This window comes from Streptomyces sp. NPDC102279, assembly GCF_044766365.1.
Taxonomy (GTDB): domain Bacteria; phylum Actinomycetota; class Actinomycetes; order Streptomycetales; family Streptomycetaceae; genus Streptomyces.
Window position 1 is genome coordinate 155961 of sequence record NZ_JBIWLU010000018.1, and the last position, 22355, is coordinate 178315.

Annotated in this window: 23 protein-coding genes; 10 read left to right on the plus strand and 13 right to left on the minus strand. The window is 69.8% G+C overall.

Features of this window, described 5'->3' with window-relative positions; translation table 11 throughout:
• The first annotated feature begins 8 nt into the window (after positions 1-8).
• From ACIRQH_RS36870 to ACIRQH_RS36885, 4 genes are all read left to right on the plus strand, one after another.
• A complete protein-coding gene (locus ACIRQH_RS36870; RefSeq protein WP_358819472.1) occupies positions 9-2552 on the plus strand; it encodes an ATP-binding protein in 2544 nt (847 codons plus the stop codon).
• Positions 2549-3232 carry a response regulator gene (locus ACIRQH_RS36875; protein WP_164375168.1) on the plus strand — a complete coding sequence of 228 codons (684 nt, stop codon included), beginning with the start codon at positions 2549-2551 and terminating at the stop codon, positions 3230-3232. The genes ACIRQH_RS36870 and ACIRQH_RS36875 overlap by 4 nt, the downstream gene beginning before the upstream one ends.
• Positions 3233-3422: 190 nt before the next feature.
• On the plus strand, positions 3423-3821 hold the full coding sequence (locus tag ACIRQH_RS36880; protein ID WP_355871266.1) for an OB-fold nucleic acid binding domain-containing protein: 399 nt from the start codon (positions 3423-3425) through the stop codon (positions 3819-3821).
• A 3-nt stretch (positions 3822-3824) separates the two neighbouring features.
• Positions 3825-4583 carry a DUF3159 domain-containing protein gene (locus ACIRQH_RS36885; protein ID WP_388933332.1) on the plus strand — a complete coding sequence of 253 codons (759 nt, stop codon included), beginning with the start codon at positions 3825-3827 and terminating at the stop codon, positions 4581-4583.
• Positions 4584-4727: 144 nt separating this feature from the next.
• Here ACIRQH_RS36885 and ACIRQH_RS36890 read toward each other — a convergent pair whose 3' ends face one another.
• On the minus strand, positions 4728-5405 hold the full coding sequence (locus tag ACIRQH_RS36890; protein ID WP_358819470.1) for a TrkA family potassium uptake protein: 678 nt from the start codon (positions 5403-5405) through the stop codon (positions 4728-4730).
• On the minus strand, positions 5405-6076 hold the full coding sequence (locus ACIRQH_RS36895) for a TrkA family potassium uptake protein (RefSeq protein WP_355871257.1): 672 nt from the start codon (positions 6074-6076) through the stop codon (positions 5405-5407). The genes ACIRQH_RS36890 and ACIRQH_RS36895 overlap by 1 nt, the downstream gene beginning before the upstream one ends.
• 424 nt (positions 6077-6500) lie before the next feature.
• On the opposite strand from ACIRQH_RS36895, the gene ACIRQH_RS36900 reads away from it, so the two are divergent.
• Together ACIRQH_RS36900 and ACIRQH_RS36905 are read left to right on the plus strand one after the other, a co-directional pair.
• Positions 6501-8549 carry an APC family permease gene (locus ACIRQH_RS36900; protein ID WP_388867547.1) on the plus strand — a complete coding sequence of 683 codons (2049 nt, stop codon included), beginning with the start codon at positions 6501-6503 and terminating at the stop codon, positions 8547-8549.
• 164 nt (positions 8550-8713) lie between these two features.
• On the plus strand, positions 8714-10042 hold the full coding sequence (locus tag ACIRQH_RS36905; RefSeq protein ID WP_388867544.1) for a class I SAM-dependent RNA methyltransferase: 1329 nt from the start codon (positions 8714-8716) through the stop codon (positions 10040-10042).
• A 97-nt stretch (positions 10043-10139) separates the two neighbouring features.
• Here the strand turns inward: ACIRQH_RS36905 and ACIRQH_RS36910 are convergent, their stop codons facing one another.
• Both ACIRQH_RS36910 and ACIRQH_RS36915 read right to left on the minus strand, forming a co-directional pair.
• Positions 10140-10493 (minus strand): PRC-barrel domain-containing protein, encoded by a 354-nt coding sequence (locus ACIRQH_RS36910; RefSeq protein ID WP_404229426.1) that lies wholly within the window; start codon positions 10491-10493, stop codon positions 10140-10142.
• A gap of 338 nt (positions 10494-10831) precedes the next feature.
• Complete coding sequence (locus ACIRQH_RS36915) at positions 10832-11002, minus strand: hydrophobic protein (RefSeq protein WP_164369086.1); 171 nt, start codon at positions 11000-11002, stop codon at positions 10832-10834.
• Between the two features lie 128 nt (positions 11003-11130).
• Between ACIRQH_RS36915 and ACIRQH_RS36920 the strand changes: the two genes are divergently transcribed.
• Positions 11131-12342 (plus strand): PP2C family protein-serine/threonine phosphatase, encoded by a 1212-nt coding sequence (locus ACIRQH_RS36920; protein WP_404229428.1) that lies wholly within the window; start codon positions 11131-11133, stop codon positions 12340-12342.
• 248 nt (positions 12343-12590) lie between these two features.
• On the opposite strand, the gene ACIRQH_RS36925 is transcribed toward ACIRQH_RS36920, so the two are convergent.
• From ACIRQH_RS36925 to ACIRQH_RS36935, 3 genes are all read right to left on the minus strand, one after another.
• The gene (locus ACIRQH_RS36925) at positions 12591-12899 is read right to left on the minus strand and encodes a hypothetical protein (protein WP_388867531.1); all 309 of its coding nucleotides are present in this window, start codon (positions 12897-12899) and stop codon (positions 12591-12593) included.
• Positions 12900-13110: 211 nt separating this feature from the next.
• Complete coding sequence (locus ACIRQH_RS36930; protein ID WP_404229431.1) at positions 13111-14187, minus strand: hypothetical protein; 1077 nt, start codon at positions 14185-14187, stop codon at positions 13111-13113.
• Entirely contained in the window at positions 14187-14834 is a 648-nt protein-coding gene (locus ACIRQH_RS36935) for a hypothetical protein (protein ID WP_388867525.1), read from the minus strand. The genes ACIRQH_RS36930 and ACIRQH_RS36935 overlap by 1 nt, the downstream gene beginning before the upstream one ends.
• 285 nt (positions 14835-15119) lie before the next feature.
• On the opposite strand from ACIRQH_RS36935, the gene ACIRQH_RS36940 reads away from it, so the two are divergent.
• Entirely contained in the window at positions 15120-15962 is an 843-nt protein-coding gene (locus tag ACIRQH_RS36940; RefSeq protein ID WP_404229434.1) for a helix-turn-helix domain-containing protein, read from the plus strand.
• Positions 15944-16153 carry a DUF397 domain-containing protein gene (locus tag ACIRQH_RS36945; RefSeq protein WP_404229437.1) on the plus strand — a complete coding sequence of 70 codons (210 nt, stop codon included), beginning with the start codon at positions 15944-15946 and terminating at the stop codon, positions 16151-16153. The genes ACIRQH_RS36940 and ACIRQH_RS36945 overlap by 19 nt, the downstream gene beginning before the upstream one ends.
• On the opposite strand, the gene ACIRQH_RS36950 is transcribed toward ACIRQH_RS36945, so the two are convergent.
• The 5 genes from ACIRQH_RS36950 to ACIRQH_RS36970 form a co-directional block, all read right to left on the minus strand.
• The gene (locus ACIRQH_RS36950) at positions 16147-17187 is read right to left on the minus strand and encodes a YdcF family protein (RefSeq protein WP_388867517.1); all 1041 of its coding nucleotides are present in this window, start codon (positions 17185-17187) and stop codon (positions 16147-16149) included. The two genes, ACIRQH_RS36945 and ACIRQH_RS36950, sit on opposite strands and share 7 nt — an antisense overlap.
• Before the next feature lie 112 nt (positions 17188-17299).
• Positions 17300-18295 (minus strand): dihydroxyacetone kinase subunit DhaK, encoded by a 996-nt coding sequence (dhaK, locus tag ACIRQH_RS36955; RefSeq protein ID WP_358819458.1) that lies wholly within the window; start codon positions 18293-18295, stop codon positions 17300-17302.
• 67 nt (positions 18296-18362) lie between these two features.
• The gene (dhaL, locus tag ACIRQH_RS36960) at positions 18363-19019 is read right to left on the minus strand and encodes a dihydroxyacetone kinase subunit DhaL (protein ID WP_388867514.1); all 657 of its coding nucleotides are present in this window, start codon (positions 19017-19019) and stop codon (positions 18363-18365) included.
• 120 nt (positions 19020-19139) lie between these two features.
• Entirely contained in the window at positions 19140-19988 is an 849-nt protein-coding gene (locus ACIRQH_RS36965; protein ID WP_388867511.1) for an HAD-IA family hydrolase, read from the minus strand.
• 4 nt (positions 19989-19992) lie between these two features.
• A complete protein-coding gene (locus ACIRQH_RS36970) occupies positions 19993-20853 on the minus strand; it encodes a class II fructose-bisphosphate aldolase (RefSeq protein ID WP_358819455.1) in 861 nt (286 codons plus the stop codon).
• 249 nt (positions 20854-21102) lie between these two features.
• On the opposite strand from ACIRQH_RS36970, the gene ACIRQH_RS36975 reads away from it, so the two are divergent.
• Entirely contained in the window at positions 21103-21834 is a 732-nt protein-coding gene (locus tag ACIRQH_RS36975; protein ID WP_388867505.1) for a CDP-alcohol phosphatidyltransferase family protein, read from the plus strand.
• On the opposite strand, the gene ACIRQH_RS36980 is transcribed toward ACIRQH_RS36975, so the two are convergent.
• Positions 21794-22273, minus strand: coding sequence for an adenylyltransferase/cytidyltransferase family protein (locus ACIRQH_RS36980; protein WP_241539808.1), 480 nt, complete (start codon positions 22271-22273; stop codon positions 21794-21796). The genes ACIRQH_RS36975 and ACIRQH_RS36980 overlap by 41 nt on opposite strands.
• Positions 22274-22355 lie beyond the last annotated feature (82 nt).

The window sequence follows — 22355 nt, forward strand, 5'->3', positions numbered from 1 at the left end:
TAGGGCTCATGGGACGCGGCAAGCTTCGGATCTACCTCGGTGCGGCACCGGGCGTCGGCAAGACGTACGCGATGCTCTCCGAGGCGCACCGCCGCGTCGAGCGCGGGACCGACTGTGTCGTGGCGTTCGTCGAGCACCACCACCGGCCCCGCACCGAGGTGATGCTGCACGGTCTGGAGCAGGTCCCGCGCCGGGAGCTGGAGTACCGGGGCGGCGCCTTCACCGAGATGGACGTCGACGCGGTGCTCCGCCGGGCCCCCGCCGTCGCCCTGGTGGACGAACTGGCCCATACGAACGTCCCCGGCTCGCGCTACGCCAAGCGCTGGCAGGACGTGGAGGAACTGCTCGCCGCCGGCATCGACGTCGTCTCCACCGTCAACATCCAGCACCTGGAGTCACTCGGCGACGTCGTCGAGTCGATAACGGGCGTGCGGCAGCGGGAGACCGTGCCCGACGAGGTGGTCCGGCGGGCCGACCAGATCGAGCTGGTCGACATGTCGCCACCCGCGCTCCGTCGCCGTATGGCCCACGGCAACATCTACAAGTCGGACAAGGTCGACGCCGCGCTGTCCAACTACTTCCGCCCGGGCAACCTCACGGCCCTGCGCGAACTGGCGCTGCTCTGGGTCGCCGACAGGGTCGACGAGTACCTGACCGAGTACCGCAGCGAGCACCGGGTCTCCAAGATCTGGGGCTCACGGGAGCGGATCGTCGTCGGACTGACCGGCGGCCCCGAGGGGCGCACGCTGATCCGGCGGGCCGCGCGGCTCGCCGAGAAGGGCGCCGGAGGCGAGGTGATGGCCGTCTACATCGCGCGCAGCGACGGACTGACCGCCGCCTCACCGAAGGAGCTGGCGCTCCAGCGCACCCTGGTCGAGGACCTCGGCGGCACCTTCCACCACGTGGTGGGCGACGACATACCGGCCTCCCTGCTGGACTTCGCGCGCGGGGTCAACGCCACCCAGATCGTCCTCGGCTCCTCGCGCCGCAAGACCTGGCAGTACGTCTTCGGTCCGGGCGTCGGTGTCACCGTCGCCCGCGAGTCGGGACCAGACCTCGACGTCCACATCGTCACCCACGAAGAGGTCGCCAAGGGCCGCGGTCTGCCCGTGGCGCGTGGCGCCCGGCTCGGGCGCTCCCGGATCATCTGGGGCTGGCTGGTCGGGGTGGGCGGCCCGGTGGTGCTGGCCCTGCTGCTGAACACCATCGACCTCGGCCTCGCCAACGACATGCTGCTCTTCCTGGCCGTCACGGTCGCGGCCGCCCTGCTCGGCGGACTCCTCCCGGCGCTCGCCTCGGCCGCCTTCGGATCCCTGCTCCTGAACTACTTCTACACACCCCCCTTGCACCGGCTGACGGTCGCCGACCCGAAGAACATCGTCGCCATCGTGATCTTCGTGGGCGTCGCCGTCTCGGTCGCCTCGGTGGTGGACCTGGCGGCCCGCCGCACCCACCAGGCGGCGCGGCTGCGCGCCGAATCGGAGATCCTCTCCTTCCTCGCGGGCAGCGTGCTGCGCGGCGAGACCAGCCTGGAGGCCCTGCTGGAGCGGGTCCGCGAGACCTTCGCGATGGAGTCCGTCGCGCTGCTGGAGCGGGTGAACGACGTCGAACCGTGGACCTGCGCCGGCAGCGTCGGACCGGACCCCTCGGCCCGGCCGGAGGACGCCGATGTCGACATGCCCGTCGGCGACCACATGGCCCTCGCCCTGTCCGGGCGGGTACTGCCCGCCTCCGACCGCCGGGTGCTGGCGGCCTTCGCCGCCCAGGCCGCGGTCGTGCTCGACCGCCAGCGTCTCCAGCACGAGGCCGACCAGGCCAAGGAACTGGCCGAGGGCAACCGCATCCGCACCGCCCTGCTGGCCGCCGTCAGCCACGACCTGCGCACCCCGCTCGCCGGGATCAAGGCCTCGGTGTCGTCCCTGCGCTCCGACGACGTCGCCTGGTCCGAGGAGGACGAGGCCGAACTCCTGGCAGGAATCGAGGACGGCGCCGACCGCCTCGACCACCTCGTGGGCAACCTGCTGGACATGTCCCGGCTCCAGACCGGCACCGTCGCCCCGCTGATCCGCGAGATCGACGTCGACGAGGTGGTCCCGATGGCACTCGGCGGTGTTCCCGAGGACAGCGTGGACCTGGAGATCCCGGAGAGCCTGCCGATGGTCGCCGTCGACGCCGGACTCCTGGAGCGCGCCGTCGCCAACCTCGTCGAGAACGCCGTCAAGTACAGCCCCCTCGACGAGCGGGTCCTGGTCGCCGCGAGCGCCATCGCCGACCGGGTCGAGGTCCGGGTGGTCGACCGCGGCCCCGGCGTCCCGGACGAGGCCAAGGACCGTATCTTCGCGCCCTTCCAGCGCTACGGGGACGCCCCGCGCGGCAACGGAGTGGGCCTCGGCCTCGCCGTCGCCCGCGGCTTCACCGAGGCGATGGGCGGCACCCTCAACGCCGAGGACACCCCCGGCGGCGGACTCACCATGGTGCTCACGCTGCGGGCCGTGGACCGCGGGCCCGACGTGGCCGCCCCGTCAGCAGTCGCAGAAAGGCAGGTCTCATGACCCGGGTCCTCGTGGTCGACGACGAGCCGCAGATCACCCGAGCCCTCGTGATCAACCTGAAGGCACGCAAGTACGAGGTCGACGCGGCCCCCGACGGAGCCACCGCGCTGCAGCTCGCCGCCGCCCGGCACCCCGACGTCATCGTCCTCGACCTCGGCCTGCCCGACATGGACGGCGTCGAGGTGATCAGGGGGCTGCGCGGCTGGACCAGGGTGCCGATCCTGGTGCTGTCCGCCCGGCACTCCTCCGACGAGAAGGTCGAGGCGCTCGACGCGGGCGCCGACGACTACGTCACCAAGCCCTTCGGCATGGACGAGCTGCTCGCCCGGCTGCGCGCCGCCGTCCGCCGCGCGGAGCCGACCGGGGGCGGCGAGGACGACGTGATCGTGGAGACCGCGGGTTTCACCGTCGACCTGGCCGCGAAGAAGGTGCACCGCGACGGGCGGGACGTCCGCCTCACCCCCACCGAGTGGCACCTGCTGGAGGTCCTGGTCCGCAACACGGGCCGGCTCGTCAGCCAGAAGCAGCTGCTCCAGGAGGTGTGGGGGCCGTCGTACGGGACGGAGACGAACTACCTGAGGGTCTACATGGCCCAGCTGCGCCGCAAACTGGAGGCCGACCCCTCGCACCCCAAGCACTTCATGACCGAGCCCGGGATGGGCTACCGGTTCGAACGGTGACCCCGCCTCTTTGTTCGAGGCGTGGCGCGCTGTCCGGTGCGAGGGGTGGGGGAACGCCGGTGCGGGCGATGACGCGTGCGCATGTACGGAACGTGACGCCCTCGGCGGTCCCCGCGACCCCCGCGGGCCCCGGTTCGGTCCGGGGGGCCGTGGGTACGTAGGTCTCAACGCTCACCGGTACGCTTTCGGTATGAGTGCTGTTCCTCGTTCCGAAAAGCCGGCGGGCCGGTTCCGGCGCATGATGGACCGGCTTTCCTCGACCCAGGAGGACCTGGAGTCCGAGGAGCTGCGGGAGGACACCGCGACCACGGGCTGCACCCGTATCGGCGACTGCCAGGACCGGCAGATCGTCACGGTTACTGGTACCTTGCGCACGGTCACTCTGCGGCCGCGCGCCGGCGTCCCGGCCCTGGAGGCCGAGCTGTTCGACGGCTCGGCCGCCCTGGACGTGGTCTGGCTCGGCCGCCGCTCCATCGTCGGCATCGAGCCCGGGCGCAAGCTCATCGCATCCGGGCGCATCTCGATGAGCCGGGGCCGTAGGGTGCTGTTCAATCCGAAGTACGAACTCAGACCGCTCGGACGGGAGTAGCCGGTGACGTCGCTCGACAAGCCGACCGAAGACCCCCAGCAGGATTCCAGGGCGGTGACGGAGGCCGCACTCTTCGAGGCCTTCGGCGGCGTGCGCGGCATGGTCGAGACGGTGGTGCCCGGCCTGCTCTTCGTCACCATCTTCACGATCAACAAGGACCTGCACTGGTCGGCCATCGCCGCCCTCGCCGTGTCCCTGCTGCTCGTCGTGGTCCGCCTGGTGCGGCGCGACACCGTGAAGCACGCCTTCAGCGGCGTCTTCGGCGTCGCCTTCGGCGTGGTCTTCGCGATGATGACCGGCAACGCCAAGGACTTCTACCTGCCGGGCATGCTCTACACGCTCGGCCTGGCCGTCGCCTACATCGTCACGACCCTCGCGGGCGTCCCGCTGATCGGCCTGATCCTCGGCCCGGTCTTCAAGGAGAACCTCTCCTGGCGCACCCGCAACCCCGGCCGCAAGAAGGCGTACGCGAAGGCCAGTTGGGCCTGGGGCCTGATCCTGCTCGCCAAGTGCGCGGTGCTCTTCCCGCTCTACTGGTGGGGCGACACCACGCAGTTCGGCTGGGTGCTCATCGCCCTGAAGATCCCGCCGTTCCTGCTCGCCGTCTGGCTGACCTGGGTCTTCCTGGCCAAGGCGCCGCCGCCCATCGACGTGTTCGCGGAGATGGAGGCCGAGGAGAAGGCCGAGAAGGAGCGCAAGGCCGCCCTCGCCGAGGAACGCGGCGAGACCACCGCCCCGGCGAGCCACCGCCGCGAGGCGTAGGCCCTCCCGAACGGACGAGGGACGCCGGCGGCACACGCGGGGAAGCCCGCACCGCACGCCGGGACGATCGCAGCGATACCTCTACGACGATGGGGGCGCCCGGAGAATCTCCGGGCGCCCCCATCGTCGTACCGCGGACGGCCGCTAGCTCGGCGCCTCCTCGCGGCGCACCGACAGCAGGTCCTCCAGCTGCTCCTCGCGGGCCTGGGCGGCCACGAAGAGGAGTTCGTCACCGGCCTCCAGGGAGTCCTCCCGGGAGGGCGTCAGGACGCGGGTGCCGCGGATGATGGTCACCAGGGAGGTGTCCTCGGGCCACTCGACGTCGCCGACGGTCGTGCCGGCCAGGGCGGACTCCGGCGGCAGGGTCAGCTCGACGAGGTTGGCGTCGCCGTGGCTGAAGCGGAGCAGCCGCACCAGGTCACCGACGCTGACGGCCTCCTCGACGAGGGCCGACATCAGACGCGGGGTGGAGACGGCGACGTCCACGCCCCACGACTCGTTGAAGAGCCACTCGTTCTTGGGGTTGTTCACCCGGGCGACGACCCGGGGGACGCCGTACTCGGTCTTCGCGAGCAGGGAGACGACGAGGTTGACCTTGTCGTCACCCGTGGCCGCGATGACCACGTTGCAGCGCTGGAGCGCGGCCTCGTCCAGGGAGGTGATCTCGCAGGCGTCGGCGAGCAGCCACTCCGCCTGCGGGACGCGCTCGACCGAGATGGCGGTCGGAGCCTTGTCGATCAGCAGGATCTCGTGACCGTTCTCCAGCAGTTCGCCCGCGATCGAGCGGCCCACGGCACCGGCACCGGCAATGGCGACCCTCATCAGTGACCCGCCTCTTCCTCAGGGCCCTTGGCGAACGCCGCCTCGACCTTGTCCACCTCGTCGGTGCGCATCATCACGTGCACCAGGTCGCCCTCCTGCAGGACCGTCTGCGAGGTCGGCAGGACCGCCTCGCCCAGCCGGGTGAGGAACGCGACGCGGACGCCGGTCTCCTCCTGGAGCCGGCTGATCTTGTGGCCCACCCAGGTGGGGGAGGTGTGCACCTCGGCGAGCTGCACACCGCCGGTGGGATCGCGCCACAGGGGCTCGGCGCCCGAGGGGAGCAGCCTGCGGAGCATCTGGTCGGCCGTCCAGCGGACGGTGGCGACGGTCGGAATGCCGAGGCGCTGGTAGACCTCGGCGCGGCGCGGGTCGTAGATGCGTGCCGCGACGTTCTCGATGCCGAACATCTCGCGGGCCACGCGGGCGGCGATGATGTTCGAGTTGTCACCGCTGGAGACGGCGGCGAAAGCGCCCGCCTCCTCGATGCCCGCTTCGCGCAGGGTGTCCTGGTCGAAACCGACGCCGGTGACACGACGGCCGCCGAACCCGGAGCCCAGCCGACGGAAGGCGGTGGGGTCCTGGTCGATCACGGCGACCGTGTGCCCCTGCTGCTCCAGGTTCTGGGCAAGAGCGGAACCCACTCTTCCGCAGCCCATGATGACGATGTGCACGACCGTCCTTCCGGATGTCAATGGTTACGGCTCGGGCAAACAGGGTCTCAGACCGCCGCCCAAGCTACACACGCGCGGTCATCCGGCGGCACCCCTGTGCAGCGTCGCCTGCGCTTTTTCCCGCGGCGGCCGGGAGACGGCGGCGGGCGGCGGGACTCAGCGCCGTGTGATGCTGCGAACACTCGCGAGGGTCAGGATTCCGAGGCCGACCAGTCCGACGGTGGCGCCGATGAGTTCCGGGCTCAGGTGCATGGGTTCTCCAAGGCGGTCAGAGTGGGGGGTTTTGTCATATAGACACGTGAGCCTCCGGGACCACGGAATCCGCAGCCGGAAGGGCTCCCGATTTCACTCGGAGAGCAGATGGTGAGACGAACAGGGACGGCGGGTGGGCGGCTGCCAGTTCGAGCCCTTACGATTCCCTGTTGTGTCCAAACTGACCGACGTGCCCAAACGGATTCTGATCGGGCGGGCCCTGCGCAGCGACCGGCTGGGCGAAACGCTCCTGCCGAAGCGCATCGCCCTGCCCGTCTTCGCATCCGACCCGCTCTCCTCCGTGGCGTACGCGCCCGGAGAAGTGCTGCTGGTCCTTTCCATCGCGGGCGTGTCGGCCTACCACTTCAGCCCCTGGATCGCGGTCGCGGTCGTCGTGCTGATGTTCACGGTGGTCGCCTCCTACCGCCAGAACGTGCACGCGTACCCGAGTGGCGGCGGCGACTACGAGGTGGCCAACACCAACCTCGGCCCGCGGGCCGGCCTCACGGTCGCCAGCGCCCTGCTCGTCGACTACATCCTCACCGTCGCCGTCTCCATCGCCTCCGGCATCGAGAACCTCGGCTCGGCGGTGCCCTTCGTGGTGGAGCACAAGGTTCCCTGCGCGGTCGCCGTCATCATCCTGCTCACGCTGATGAACCTGCGCGGGGTCAAGGAGTCCGGAAAGCTCTTCGCGATCCCGACCTACGTCTTCGTCGCCGGCGTCTTCATCATGATCGCGTGGGGCGCCTTCCGCGGCCTCGTCCTCGGCGACACCATGCGGGCGCCCACCGCCGAGTACCACATCAAGGCCGAGCACCAGGGGCTCGCGGGCTTCGCCCTCGTCTTCCTGCTGCTGCGCGCCTTCTCCTCCGGCTGTGCCGCCCTCACCGGCGTCGAGGCGATCTCCAACGGCGTCCCCGCCTTCCGGAAGCCGAAGTCGAAAAACGCCGCGACCACGCTCGCGGCGATGGGCCTGCTCGCCGTCACCATGTTCTGCGGCATCATCGCCCTCGCCATGGTCACCAAGGTGCGCATGGCCGAGAACCCCGCCACCGACCTGATCCACAACGGCATGGCGGTCGGCGCCGACTACGTCCAGAACCCGGTGATCTCCCAGGTCGGCGAAGCCGTGTTCGGCAAGGGCAGCTTCCTGTTCATCGTGCTGGCCGCCGCCACCGCCCTCGTCCTCTTCCTGGCCGCGAACACCGCGTACAACGGCTTCCCGCTGCTCGGCTCGATCCTCGCCCAGGACCGCTACCTGCCGCGCCAGCTGCACACCCGCGGCGACCGCCTCGCCTTCTCGAACGGCATCGTGCTGCTGGCCGGCGCCGCGAGCATGCTCGTGATCATCTACGGGTCCGACTCGACCCGGCTGATCCAGCTCTACATCGTCGGCGTGTTCGTCTCCTTCACGCTCAGCCAGACCGGCATGGTCCGGCACTGGAACCGTCACCTGGCCACCGAGACCGACCAGGCCAAGCGGCGCCACATGGTCCGCTCCAGGGCCATCAACGCCTTCGGCGCCTTCTTCACCGGCCTCGTCCTGGTCGTCGTCCTCGTCACCAAGTTCACGCACGGCGCCTGGGTCGCCCTGCTCGGCATGGTGATCTTCTACGTGACGATGTCCGCGATCCGTAAGCACTACGACCGGGTCTCCGAGGAACTCGCCGCCCCCGACGGACCGTCCGACGACAGCGTCCGCCCCTCACGCGTCCACTCCGTCGTCCTGGTCTCCAAGATCCACCGCCCCGCGCTGCGTGCCCTCGCCTACGCCAAGCTGCTGCGCTCAGACACCCTCGAAGCGCTCAGCGTCAACGTCGACCCGGCCGAGACCAAGAACCTGCGCGACGAGTGGGAGCGGCGCGGCATCGACGTGCCCCTGAAGGTCCTCGACTCGCCCTACCGCGAGATCACCCGGCCCGTCATCGAGTACGTCAAGGGTCTGCGCAAGGAGTCGCCGCGCGACGCCGTCTCCGTGATCATCCCCGAGTACGTGGTCGGCCACTGGTACGAGCACCTGCTGCACAACCAGAGCGCCCTGCGTCTCAAGGGCCGCCTGCTGTTCACGCCCGGCGTCATGGTCACCTCGGTGCCCTACCAGCTGGAGTCCTCCGAGGCCGCGAAGCTGCGCGCCCGCAGGCGCCAGGACTGGAACGCGCCGGGTGCGGTGCGCCGGGGCCCCGCGCACGAGAGGCACAAGGAGCCGACCGCCAAGAAATGACCGCAGACAGGTGGGGGCCCCGGCGGGCGCGGTCTGCCGGGGCCGGCCTGTCGGGGGTGCGATGGCGGGCTGTCCGGCGGGTGCGATCGGCGGGCGCCGGAAGCACGTAGACTGGTCGGCTGTTGTCCGGCCGTACCCCCCATCGCATCTGGAGTCACCCCACCATGCAGGCAGAACCGAAGAAGTCGCTGGTGGGGGAGGAGTACGAGGTCGAGATCGGGCCCGTCGCGCACGGCGGGCACTGCATCGCCCGCACGGACGAGGGCCAGGTCCTGTTCGTCCGGCACACGCTGCCCGGTGAGCGCGTCGTGGCCCGCGTGACCGAGGGCGAGGAAGGCGCGCGGTTCCTGCGCGCCGACGCGGTACGGATCATCGACGCGTCCAAGGACCGTGTCGAGGCACCCTGCCCGTACGCCGGCCCCGGCCGCTGCGGCGGTTGCGACTGGCAGCACGCCAAGCCGGGTGCGCAGCGCCGCCTGAAGGGCGAGGTCATCGCCGAGCAGCTGCAGCGTCTCGCGGGCCTCACGCCCGAGGAGGCCGGCTGGGACGGCACCGTGATGCCCGCCGAGGGCGACAAGCTTCCCGCCGGCGAGGTCCCGGCCTGGCGCACGCGCATGCAGTACGCGGTCGACGCGGACGGCAACGCCGGTCTGCGCCGCCACCGCTCGCACGAGGTCGAGCCCGTCGAGCGCTGCATGATCGCCGCCGAGGGCGTCACCGAACTCGGCATCGAGGAGCGCGACTGGGCCGGCATGGTGTCCGTCGACGCGATCGCCGCGACCGGATCCCAGGACCGCATGGTGATCCTGGAACCGCAGCCCGGCGCCCGGCTGCCCCTCGTCGAACTCGACAAGCCTGTCTCCGTGATGCGGGTCGCCGAACAGGACGGCGGCATCCACCGTGTGCACGGCCGTGCGTTCGTCCGCGAGCGGGCCGACGGCCGTACCTACCGGGTCGGCAGCGGCGGCTTCTGGCAGGTCCACCCGATGGCCGCCGACACCCTCGTCAAGGCCGTCATGCAGGGTCTGCTGCCCCGCAAGGGCGACATGGCCCTCGACCTGTACTGCGGCGTCGGCCTCTTCGCGGGCGCCCTCGCGGACCGCATCGGCGACCAGGGCGCGGTCCTCGGCATCGAGTCGGGCAAGCGCGCGGTCGAGGACGCCCGGCACAACCTCGCCGGCTTCGAGCGGGTTCGCATCGAGCAGGGCAAGGTCGAGGCGGTCCTCCCGCGCACCGGCATCGCCGAGGTCGACCTCATCGTCCTGGACCCGCCCCGCGCGGGCGCCGGCAAGAAGACGGTGGAGCACCTGGCGTCGCTGGGCGCCCGGAAGATCGCCTACGTCGCCTGCGACCCGGCGGCACTGGCCCGGGACATCGCGTACTTCCGCGACGGCGGCTACAAGGTGCGTACGCTGCGCGCGTTCGACCTGTTCCCGATGACGCATCACGTGGAGTGCGTGGCGATTCTGGAGCCGGTCAAGAAGGATGACTGACCTGTAGACGGTGTCGCGTCCGACGACTGTTCGGGCGTACGAGAAGGGGCCCCGCCGGAGTGTTTCCGGCGGGGCCCCTTCTCGTACGGTGTCGCGGTCAGATGCCGCGCTGCGTCTGGTAGTAGCCGCCGACCTGCTCGTGGTAGCCGACGTCGCCGACGTGCTTGTCCTTGTCGAACTCGGGGGAGTTCTTGATCTGGTCCTTGGTGAGGTCGACGTGGATCCTGTGCTCGTCCAGGTCGACCGACCGGACCGTCCCGGCCGGGAGCAGGACGTGCTTGCCGAAGATCCATACGCCGGTGTCGACGACGAGGTAGGAGGAGTCGACGTCGTCCGAGTGCTTGTCGACCTTGCCGATGCTGCCGTCGGTGGCCTCGACCTTGAATCCGGTCAGGTCGGTGCCCGCGGTGTAGCCGGTGGTCGGCTGGTAGCCCCAGATGTTGTCACTCATAAAGTACGGCTCCCTCATCGAAATTCGTTGCCGTCCGCGATCGTGCGGCGGAGGCTTTTCGGGTGTCATCGAATTCGGTGACGTTCCTTCAGGAATTCGGGTTCCCAGGGTTCTTGGGCTCACACATCCGCGCCGTACGCCGACGCCGAGCGGATGGCCGGAGACGTCATGCTGGAGGGCCATGGTTCCTGGCGTCACGCCGCCTCCGGCCATTGCCTCCAACTACCCCGAAACGGAAATGTCACCCCTTTCGTCCCGTGCTCACCGGGACGTGACATGGGTGGGGCCCGACGCCGTAGCGTCGGGCCCCACCCATGTATGTGTGCTGCTCAGGCCGTCTACCAGCGGTACCAGCGGCCACGCTTGCCGCCGCTTGCCGTCGGACGGATCACGAAGCCGAGGACCCACACGATCAGGACGATCACGGCGATCCACCAGAGCGCCTTGAGTGCGAAACCGGCACCGAAAAGGATCAGAGCGAGCAGAAGAACAAGAAGAACGGGAACCATAGTTATCAACCTCCGGACCATCGTGTGCCCTGCGGATCGATCTCCATGCATGCCGACCTTCTCTTCGTCCTTCCGGGCAGACGGATAGCGTGGAAGCCTCAAGGAAATCGGGAAGGCGGAAGAGGAGAGTGGATAGCGTGAGCACATCCGAGCCGGTTGGACCCGCACCGTCCGCGGAAAGCCTGCTGCGCGCCACTCCACCGCACGAGCTGGTCGCCACCGCCCGGCGCCTTCTCGCGGAACGCGTCGGGGCCGAGGACGTGACCGTGCTTCTCGCCGACTACGGACTCAACGTTCTGCAGCCGGTCACCCACCTGCCGCACACCGGCGAGCCGGTGCCCGCGTACAAGGGGCCGGCCGGCCGGGCCTTCATCAGCCAGACCCCGGTCGTGGAGATCACGAGCGCCTCGAGCCCCACCCAGACCGTCCATCTGCCCATCAGCGTCCGCGGCGACCGGCACGGTGTGCTCTCCGTCCGGCTGCCCAGCGGCGCGACCGACACGACCACCGTGCTCCAACTCGCCGACTTCGCCACCGCGCTGGCCCACGAGGTGATCACCGCGGGCCGCGACACCGATCTGTATCTGCAGGCCCGCCGCACCCGGCGCCTCACCCTTGCCGCCGAGATGCAGTGGCAGCTCCTGCCCGGCCGCGGATGCGCACGCCAGGAGTACGTCATCGGAGCCCATCTGGAGCCCGCCTACACCATCGGCGGCGACAACTTCGACTGGTCGACCGACGCCGACCACCTCACCCTCACCGTCACCGACGGCATGGGCCAGGGCATCGACGCCTCGCTGCTCACCAGCCTCGCCGTCGGTGCCCTGCGTAACGCGCGCCGCTCCGGGATCGGCCTGGCCGACCAGGCGTGCCTGGCCGACCAGGCGCTCTTCGCCCAGTACGGCGGCAGAAAGTACGCGTCGACCCTGCTGCTGAAGTTCGACCTGGACTCGGGCACCGTACGAGCCGTCGACGCGGGCTCGCCGCAGCTCTACCGCCAGCGCGACGGCACGGTCGAGCAGATCGAACTCGAAGCTCAGCTTCCCCTCGGCATGTTCGAGGAGACCCTCTACGAGGAGCAGGTGTTCCAGGTCGAACCGGGTGACCGGCTGATCGTTCTCAGCACCGGCGTGCACAGCGCACTCGCCGGCGACGGTGGAACGTTCGCGGAACGAGCCCTGCGTCAAACCCTGGGTGCCACACGGGAAGAGCCCCCGCACGAGGCCGCGCGGGCCATGGTCAACGGTCTGTTCGAGCACTTCGGCAGCAAGGAACTCGCCGCCGACGCCTCGGTCCTGTGTCTCGACTGGAACGGTCGCGCCGACGCTCACCGACGCTGAGAAATGATGGCGACGTCGACAGGTGCTCCGGCGGCTGCGGGCGTTGGCCTCGGCGACCAGGGCGCTCAGCAGCTCGTCCTGGTCCAGGAGCCGGACGTGGCGCGGCTCCGCGTCCCATGCGACGCCACCGGCGAGCGGCCGGATCTGGAGGAAGGGGCCTTCGTGGCCCATCACCCGGCCGACCCGGGCTCGGGCGCTGTCGAACACGACCTCTCCGATCTCCGGGCCCCTGTCCTCAGCGTCGTCCGTCATGCGCCGAGTCCGCGCAGGATCACGTCCGCGAGCAGGAGAGCCACGGGTGCGGAGCACACGCCGAGATGGATGAGTGCGTAGCGTGCCCCGTCCTCGCGACGGTCCGCCTCGCGGTCGTCCGCCCAGGGAGTGCGGATGTCCATCGCGGGGAGCTGGACCCCTGCGCGGCTGAGGGCGCAGGCGAGGGCGTCGCGGGCTTCGAGGGCCTCCTGGATCTTCGGGGCGGCGCCCGGCCGGGGGTGCTGAACGGCGGCCGGCCGGGGCGTTGGTCCGTGGTCGTCCGCGTGTCGGTGTGTGGGGGGCATCGGCGTCCTTGTCGGTTCGGTCCTGTGCGCTCCGTCCCGGATCACCGGGGGCAATCGCCCTGCGCAGGACGGGTGTTACGAGGGTGCGCCCCGGCGCGGGCGATCCCGCTGTGGTCGCGCTCGTGCTTCCCCGTGGCACGGTGGTCGTTCCACACCTTCCACACCCTCGGCAGGCTCGGGAGGCGGTCCCTGCGAAGCCCCGGGCGACTGGCTAGCGGTTGACGGACCGGATCTCCTGGACGTTCATGTCCCGGGTGGTCTCGGACGTGCCGTCCGGCAGGTTCCCCTTCGCGTCGCCGCTGCCCCGCCAGGAGATCTGCCAGGTGATGGACGCGCTCAGCCGGTACGGCTCCCCGTCCGTGGCGCGGCGGTAGGTGGTGCCGCACGGGGGGGACATGTCGGCGTCGCCCTGGGCGTACGGCGTTCCGATCGAGCCGTCGTCGTTGATCGTGCAGTCACCGGAGGCGGGGGAGGTCTCGGCGTCGCCCGTGCCAGGGTCGAGGTGAAGGGCGACCGGCTTCGCCGTCGTCTCGGCCCACACCCCCGCTGCCGCCAGCTCCGCGCGGACCTTGACCTCCTTGAAGGTGCCCTTGTCCAGCCACACCCAAGTCGGCAGGTTCACCGTGGTCTTGGTGGCCGGCTTCAGCTCGATCTCGGTCTCGGGGACCTTGATCCTGTTGTAGGCGTAGGCGGCGAGGACGTCCGGGGTGGGGGCGTGCCCGTTGTCGGGGAGCGTTCCGGCGTTCTGCCAGAACAGGGTGTCCTCGCAGTCGTACGACTCGGGGTCGTTCGCCCGGTCCTGATTGATCACCCCGCGCCAGAACATGCCGTCCTTGCCGACGTTGTAGTCCTCGTAGCCGTCCCCGCCGCCGGCCTCCGCCTCGCCGTTCTCGTAGTGGTCCACCATCAGGTCCTCGCCCCAGCTGAGTGAGGGAGTGACGGGCACCAGCTCCCCGTCGGGGTTCTTCTTGAGGCGGTCCACCGCCCCCTTCAGCGCCTGCGGTGTGGCGACCGGTTCGTACCAGCACGCAGGAGGCTTCCAGTCGGGGTCCACGGGGGCGAGCGCCTTGGGTGACGTGCCTGAGGTGCCACCGGTCGACTGCGTGACCTTGATGCGGGTGGTGGTGGCCTTGGCGGTGAGGGTGGCGCCGGACGAGTCGCCGGACGGTCCCGGAGGTGGGGGCGCCTGCCCCTTCTTGTGTCCGATCGCCCATGCCGTTGGGGAAGCGAGGAGCAGAGCGGAAACGGACGCGACTACGAGACTGCACGCCCTCGCGGTGGACCGCATCAGTTGCAGCCCCCGGCGACTGTCGTCAGGGACACGTTCTTCCAGACGCCCGCCGAGTTCTTGTCCAGCCTCGCGCGGTACTGCAGCACGTTCTCGGGCTTGTCGGGTGTGGTCACGACCTCGCCGGTCTTGCGGTTCCTCGTGGACGCGTTGCGTTCGTCGACGCAGTAGAAGAGCACACCCGAGCCACTGTCGTTGATGTGCACCTGGGGGTCGTGGGCCGTGACCTTGCCGATCAGACCGTCGTCGGTGTCGGTGAAGCTTTTGATCCACTGACGAGCGGACGTCAGGGAGGCTCCCGAGTTGTAGAACGCCACGGCCTGCGAGTCCGGGTTCGACTCGATGATCGCCGCGTACTTCGACCGCAACTCCTCCCGGCCGTCGTTCAGGATCGCCTGAAGCTTCGGATCGCTGTTCGTCCAGCCCTCGAAGTTCGCCCGGAACTCCTTGGGGAGCGTGATCTTCGGCCGCTCGGCTCCGTCCGGTGACGCCGAGGGGGACGTACGCGCCGAGGCCTTCCCGCCGCCGCCCGCCCCCTTGATCCTGCCCGAGGACGCGTCGTCGCTTCCTCCCGAGCCGCAGGCGGTCAGGAGCAGGGCCGTGGATGCGGTGAGCGCGACTAGGACGAGCCGGGCGGGGCGGTTCACTCTGGAACTCCTGTACAGATGGGGGGTTGCGCAAGTAAATCCAACGCTATCCGTAGGGCCTCGGACTGCACCAGTCGAGGCTCGGGCAAGGCCGGGCGGATGGTGCCTACTTGGTGGCACAGTTCGTCGGTTCGCTCGGTGCAGCGGTCGATCCTGGCGGTGTCGGGGCCTCGCCGAGGCGGTTCTTCCCGATCCCATGAACCGTCACGCTCGGTCAATTACGCTGTGTAGTCCGATGCTTTCGTACCGACCGCGGGCCAAGGGGCTCGGAGGGGAGACGGCTGTATGCCGCAGCGGCGTGTCGTCACCGGCCGCAGTCAGGAGCCGCGACAGCGGTTTGCCGAGGAGTTGCGGACGCTACGGGTCGCGAGCGGCGCGAGCCTGCGGGCGCTCGGTGAACGGCTCGGCTGGGACTGGTCGTTGTTCGGCAAGATGGAGAAGGGCGAGACCCTCGGCAGCCCCGAGGTCGTCCAGGCCCTCGACCAGCACTACGGCACACCGGGTCTGTTGCTGGCGTTGTGGGAGCTGGCTGCCGGGGACCACACGCAGTTCCGCGAGCGGTACCGGCGGTACATGGCGCTGGAGGCGGAGGCGGTGAGCCTCTGGCACTTCGCGGTGAGCGTCCTGCCGGGGCTGTTGCAGACACCGGGGTACGCGCGGGAGGTGCTCGCGGCGGGCGGGCTCAAGGGGAAGGAACTCGACCAGCAGGTCGAGGCGAGGATGGGGCGACGGGAGTTGTTGGAGGGGGAGGATGCACCCCCGTTCCGGACGATCCTGTCGGAGGCGGTGCTGCGGACGCCCTTGAGGGACGCGGCTGAGTGGCGGAGGCAGTTGGAGCACCTCGGCGAAGCTGCGGAGCGGACGCAGGTGACGGTCCATGTGCTTCTGCAGAGCGCAGGCTTGCACGGTCTTGTGAGCGCTGACATGTGGTACCTCCTCCTTCCGGAGGGCAGAACCGTCGCGTACACCGAGAACGGATACCGGGGCGAACTCATCGAGGAGGCAGGCCCGGTCGTGCGCCTGCAGAAGACGTACGATGCGGTGCGCGACCTGGCGCTCTCCCCGGTGGAGTCGCGGAAGTTCATCCTGCAGATGTTGGAGGAAGTCACGTGCGATCCATCGACCTGACTACCGCGTCCTGGCGTAGGAGCAGCTACAGCAACCAGGACGGCGGCGCGTGCCTGGAGGTCTCTGACGACTTCGCCGCCGCTGTCCCGGTACGGGACAGCAAGGTCCCGCACGGTTCGGTGCTCGTGTTCCCCGCCGCCGAGTGGGCCGCCTTCGTTTCGGCTGTCAGGGCCGGGCAGTTGGGTCACTGACCGGACAGGGCGACGACGCCCGTCGACGGCCACCCCAGCCACCAGATGAACAGGCCGCTCAGCAGGACGAGCAGGAAGATCGCCGCGTTGGTGCGGCGGTAGGCGACGAGGAGTGCCACGAACTCGCGGATCATGGCGCTCGGCCAGAAGTACGACGCCGTGGGGGCGCCCACCACGTGGCCTCGGACCCCGGTGCGGCGGGCGGTCACCGCGGCGCGGAAGACGTGGTAGTTGTTCGTGACGATCACGCAGCGGTAGTCCGGATTCGCCTTCTCCATCAGGGCCTTGCTGAACGTGAGGTTCTCGTCCGTGGTCGTCGAGCGGTCCTCGCGCTCGATCAGGTCGGCGGGAAAGCCCTGGGTGACCAGGTAGTCGGCCATCGCGTGGGACTCCGGAAGCTTCTCGTCGGGCCCCTGTCCGCCGGAGGTGAGCAGTACGGGTCGCCGCCCCTTCCGTGAGAGCCTCGCGTGCTCCTTGCGGGCGCGGTCGAGACGGCCGGCCAGCAGCGGAGGCACGGTGGTGCCGCCGATCAGGCCCGAGCCGAGGACCACCACGTAGTCCGCCCGGCGCCGGATGCGCAGGCGCCCGTACAGCGCGCCGTAGAAGAGGAAACACAGGAACAGGAAGGCGACGTATCCGGAGAGCGCGACGGCTGTTGCCGCCACCACCAGCAGTGTGTGCGTGTGCAGTACCAGCGCTGTGATCAGCAGGGCGAGCAGAGCGACCAGGGCGACGCCTGCTCCCAGGGACAGCAGGTTCGCCGGGCTTCTGCCCTCCTTGCGCACCATGGTGATCCCGTTGGCGATGAGGAACCAGGCCAGCGTGACGACGCCCAGAGCCGCGAGGGTCAACAGCGCGACAGCGAGGTCGTGGCCCAACTGGGCCTTCTCGGAGGCCAGGTGCAGAAAGAGCGCGATTGCGGCGAAGACGACGGAGAGCCCCAGGAGGACCGCGTTGCCGATCCGACGGCGGTCCCGTACCACCCCTACGCAGAACAAGAAGAAGCAGACGAACGACGGTACAAAGGCCACCATGCGCCCATGCTACGAGGCGGGCCCCGGGGCCGGCCGCCCCGGTCCCGATGGCTGTCCGCGTCCGCCGGTGAGGCTCGGACCCGGTCCGACGTCGACGTCGTGGAGCGTCCCCTCAGAACACCCGGATCGGGATCTCCGCCGGCTCGCTCAGCAGCTCCCTGATCTCGTCGTCCAGGCGGACCAAGGTGATCGAGGCACCGGCCATGTCGAGGGAGGTGCAGTACTCGCCCACGTAGCTCCGCCATACGCCGATGCCGCGGTCGGCGAGTTGCTTGTGGGCCAGGCCGTAGACCAGGTAGAGCTCGCCGATCGGAGTGCCACCGAGGCCGTTGGCCATCAGGGCGACCGAGTCGCCGGAGACGAAGGGGAGGTCCTCCACGACCGCGTCGACCAGCTCGCGCACCATCGCGTTCGCGGGCTGGAGCGTCTCCCGCTCGCGGCCCGGCTCGCCGTGGATGCCCACGCCCATCTCGACTGCGTCGTCGGGGAGTTCGAAGAGCGGTGAGCCCTTGGCCGGAGGGGTGCACGCGGTGAGGGCCATGCCCATCGTGCGGGTGAGGGAGTTGACCTTCTCGCCGATCCGGTAGATCTCGTCGAGATCCGCGCCCCGCTCGGCGGCCGCGCCGACCGCCTTCATCACGAAGAAGTTGCCGGCCACTCCGCGACGGCCGACGGTGTACGTCGAGTCCTGCACGGCCACGTCGTCGTCGATGAACAGGGTCCGGACGGTCACGCCGTCGGCCTGCGACAGCTCCTCGGCCATCTCGAAGGCCATCCGGTCCCCGGTGTAGTTGTTGACCAGCAGCAGGACGCCCTTGGGGGAGGCGACCCGCTTGACCGTCTCGTAGACGAAGTCGGCGGGCGGCGCGGCGAACACGTCGCCGGGACAGGCCGCGTCGAGCATGCCCCTGCCGACCGTCATCACGTGTGCCGGCTCGTGACCGGAGCCGGAGCCCTGCACGATGGAGACCTTGTTCTCCTGCGGGGCGTCGGCGCGCATGATCAGGTTGAACTCGGGGACGTACCGGAGGGTGTCGGGGTTGGCCAGCGCCAGTCCCTCCAGCATCTCCGCGACGTAGTCCTTCGGGTCGTTGACGAACTTCTTCATGCCGTGCTCCTCGTGATCTCGTCGCCCGGGGTGCCTGGGGCGGTTCGGGCGACGGCGCCGCCCAGGGTCAGCCGCGTGCCTCCCACTCGGCCGCGACGCGCTCCGCCATCACCGCGACGGCCACCGCGCCGGGGTCCGGCGAGCCGATGCTGCGCTCGCCGGTGTAGCTCTGCCGGCCGCGCCGTGCCTGCATCGGCGTCGTCGCGTCGGCCGCGGTGCGGGCCGTCGTGGCGGCCAGCGCGGCGAGTTCCGCCGCCGTGGCGGGCGGTTCGCCGTCGGCCGTCCGCTGCTCCAGCGCGTCGGTCATCGGGATGAGCGCGTCCAGCAGGGTCTTGTCCCCGAGGTCGGACCTGCCCCGTGCCTTGATGCCCTCGGCGGCGGCCCGCAGCATGGCGACCGCGTCCGCCGCGTCCAGCTCGTCGCGGTCCTTCACGGCCATGGCGGCCCGCAGGAAGGCGGTGCCCCACAGGGGTCCCGACGTGCCGCCGACCCGCTTGGAGATCACCATGGCGACCTTCTTCAGGAGTTCGGGCGGCGTCTGCGGGTCGAGGGTGTCCCAGTCGGCGAGCACGATCTCGAAGCCGCGGGCGAGCGAGAAGCCGAAGTCCCCGTCTCCCGCGACGGCGTCGAGGTCACCGAAGGTCTTCTCGTTGTCGACCGCGGTCCGGGCGATGGTCCGGACGACGAACGCGAGGTCGTCGGCGGATGTCGTTGGCGTTGTCATGACTCTCCTGACTGGACTCTCCTGACTGGCGCGTGGGGTCGGTTCCGACGGGAACGGGGAGGGCCTGGCCCACTCGGGCGCTCGGATCACCATCTCCGCCCCGGTGCGCGGGTGCTCCGGTCAACTCGGGGCGGGCGGCGCACCCGGGGGATCGGGCGGCGGGGGACCGGTGTGCCCGGCGACAGCGGCGTCTCCGGCCGTGAGCAGCACCGCCAGGTCCGCGAGTTCCACCCAGGGGCCCGGGTGCACCCCGAGGGGATCGTTCAGCACCCGGGTCACGGTTTCCTCAGGCGGCGGGTCGCCGAGCGAGGTGACCACCAGGGAGGCGCCCGCGAAGTCCTCCTCGCCGGTGTAGGCGCTGGTCGTGACGGCGCAGGCGAGCCCCGCGCCGAGTGCGGCGAGCATGCCGTTGCGGCTGTCCTCGATCGCGACCACGGCCGCCGGGTCGAGACCCAGTCGGCGCACGGCGAACGCGTAGATGTCCGGGGCCGGCTTCTTGCGCTGGACCACGTCACCGGCGAACACGCTGAACCGTGAGGCCAGTTCGGTGCCCATGGCGAGTTCCAGGACGCTGCGGACGGACGCCTCGGCGGAGGTGGAGGCGACCGCGAGGGTCCAGCCCGCCGCGTGTGCCGCCTCGGCGATCCGCCGCACCCCGGGGCGGGGCGGAATGGCGCCGCTGCGGATGATCCCGGTGTAGATCTCGGTCTTGCGGCGGTGCCAGCGGGCGACCTCCCCGTCCAGCGCGTCCTTGTCCTCGGGCAGGCCCGCCGCGGCGACGAATTCGGGGGTCAGCAGCGTCTTCATCCGCTCCTTGCCCCCGCCGACCTTCACCTTCTCCGCGTAGTCCGTGTCGCTCCACCGCACCGGCAGCCCGAACTCCTCGAACGTGGTGTTGAACGCGGGCAGATGTCCGTAGCGCTCGGTGTCGGCGAGGACGCCGTCGCAGTCGTAGACCAGCGCGGCCACGGTGTCATCCCGCCCGGCCGGCGCTGCCGAACAGGGTCATCAGCGAACCGGTCATGTCGATGACGTCCTGGCGCACGGACTTGAAGAGCGAGGGCGGGTCCCACTTCTGCCGCTCGGCCGCCGTCTCCAGGAAGGCGAGGCTCGACTTCATGAACTTCTCCTTGAGGGCGGTGGAGATGTTGACCTTCGCGCAGCCCCGGGAGATCAGGTCGTGGAACTGCTCGTCGGACAGTCCGCTCCCGCCGTGCAGGGCGATCGGCACCGGATGCGCCGCGACGATGTCGGAGACCCGTTGGGCGTCGAGCACCGGAGCCTGCTTGTACGAGCCGTGGGCGTTCCCGATCGCCGGTGCGAAGACGTCGACCCCGGTGGTCCGCAGGAACTCGAGCGCGACCTCCAGCGTCTGCTGCTCCGCGGCGGTGTCGCTGCCGACGCCGTCCTCCACGCCGGTGATCGACTCGATCTCACCCTCGACGGCCGCCCCGTACGAACGAGCCTCCGCGACCACCTCGACCGTCTGCCGCATGTTCTCCTCGACGGGCAGTTTCGAGGCGTCGAAGAGCACCGAGTTCCAGCCCCGCCGCAGACACTCCGTGATGACCGCCCGCTCCGGACAGTGATCGAGGTGCAGGGCGACCGGCACCTCGATCCCGGCCGTCATGGAGGTCCACATCGCATACAGAACGTCGCTGCCGATCGACTTCACCGTCTTGACGGAGGTCTGCACGATCAGGGGCGACCGCTTCTCCACCGCCGCGGCCAGCACGGCTTCCATCGTCAGGTCGTTGAACACGTTGATGGCCGGTACGGCGTAGCGCTCGGCGAACGGCCCGGAGAGGATCTCGGTCAGCGGTGCAACACCCACGACGCCTCCACGTTTGCGGCCCCACCCCTTCCATTCCACGCCCGCCGACGGTGCCCCGCCACTTTTGGCCGGGAAGCTCCATGGAAGGGCGGGTAAGGGGTGGGGCTTCCGTCACCTTCCGTCAGTTTTCCGACGCGTTTCGTTTCCGGTCAGTTTTTCGATCGTTCGCCATCGCCCGTCGACTGCTGTGATGATGTGGATCAGGGGAGCGGCCGGGGAGGCCGTGAGTGATGAGGTCCGGGGGGATCCATGAGCAGTACGACGAGTACGACCACGTCCGCGCTGATACGGCTGAAGTCCGCGCAGAAGAGCGCCAAGGGCGTGTCGCTGTATTCGCGGTTCGTGAACCGGCCGGTGGGCCGGTATCTCGCGGCCGGGGCCTACCGGGTCGGGCTGACGCCCAACCACGTCACGCTGATCAGCGCGGCGTTCAGTTTCGCCGCGGTCGCGACGGCCGCGCTCGCGGCGCCCACCTGGGCCGCGGGGCTTCTGGTGTGGCTGGGGCTGGCCGTCGGTTTCGCCTTCGACTCGGCCGACGGGCAGCTCGCCCGGCTGCGCGGCGGCGGCAGCGCGGCCGGTGAATGGCTCGACCATGTGGTCGACTGCGCCAAGATCACCGCACTGCACACCGCCGTGCTGATCGCCTTCTATCGGAACCCCGGTCACTTCGGGACCGGGGCCGACGCCTGGCTGCTGGTGCCGCTCGGCTTCCAACTCGCCGCCGTCGTCACGTTCTTCGGCGGGCTGCTCACCGAGAAGCTCAAGCCCAAGGCCGCCCCGGGCGACCGGGCCGAGCCCTCCACGGCGCGCGCGGTGGCCCTGCTCCCGGTCGACCACGGGGTGTTCTGCCTGGTGTTCCTGCTGCTCGGCGGCGGCAGCGCCTTCCGGTGGGCCTACACCCTCCTCGCCGTCGCCGCCGTGCTCTTCCTGGCGGCCTTCCTCACCAAGTGGTTCCGGGAGCTGTCCGCAGTTCGTCGTTGAACCGCGTCCCGTCCAGGGCGTCGATGGCGCGCCGCAGCTGGGTGCTCGACGTGTGCACGGTGTACGGGAAGTAGACGACGTCCACCCCCACGGTGGCGAAGTCCTTCTCCAGGCGCTCGCCCTTCGGGGTGTCCCGCCAGTCGTCGCCCTTGAAGATGACGTCGAAGCGGACCTGCTTCCACGTCTCCAGTTTGTCCGGCACGGTCTCCACGAACGCCGCGTCGACGTGCTTGATGCTCCGGACGATCTCCAGTCGCTCCACCAGCGGGATCATCGGAAGCCTGCCCTTGGCGTGCTCGGCCATCTCGTCCGAGACGACGCCGGCCACCAGGTAGTCGCACTGGGCACGTGCGTGACGCAGGATGTTCAAGTGTCCTATGTGGAAAAGATCGTAGGCGCCCGGTGCGTAGCCCACACGGTACGGCTTGCTCGATGGCACAAGTGCCCCCCTTGTTCGTTTTTGGCCCCCAGTGCGCACCCCTTTCCGGGGGATGCGCGGACTTTGACGATAGCGTTCATGG